The organism is Paraburkholderia sp. EG304 (genome assembly GCF_046543485.1).
Classification (GTDB): Bacteria; Pseudomonadota; Gammaproteobacteria; order Burkholderiales; family Burkholderiaceae; genus Paraburkholderia; species Paraburkholderia youngii.
Genome location: NZ_JBKGUA010000353.1, coordinates 1 through 432 on the forward strand (window position 1 = coordinate 1; position 432 = coordinate 432).

Annotated in this window: 1 protein-coding gene; it reads left to right on the forward strand. The window is 61.3% G+C overall.

Annotated elements, in window-relative coordinates; all coding sequences use genetic code 11:
- Positions 1 to 250: hypothetical protein (locus tag ACLFKU_RS44245; protein WP_410853457.1), on the forward strand; the 250-nt coding region annotated here is incomplete at its 5' end.
- Positions 251 to 432 lie beyond the last annotated feature (182 nt).

Consider the following 432-nt stretch of genomic DNA (forward strand, 5'->3'; position numbering starts at 1 on the left):
GAACCTGGAGGAGGTCGATCATCACCGAATCGTGTCCGTGGGCTGCTGGCATGGACGTCGACAACACGGTGTCGACAGCCCCGACCCCCTGGGTTTCCTAGATAGTTCGGGTGACCTCATCGGGGTCGACAACCGCTCCGTCGGTGTCGACGACGACGTCGGCTTTCGAGGTGGCGACAGCCTGTTCCTTCCCCAGCGCCACACCCTGGGTACGTACGAACATCGAGATACCGACGAGGAACCCAACTGACACTGCAATGGCAATGAGGGTAGCGACCAACCGACCGGGATGGTGACGCAGCTCTCTGAGAGCCTCAGTGAACATCAGCCCTCCAATCCGGCCATTGCCTCGCTCACCGATTCGGCGGTGGGGGAGGCAATGTCGTCGACGATGCGACCGTCTAACAACATGAGGGCGCGGTCGGCATAGGA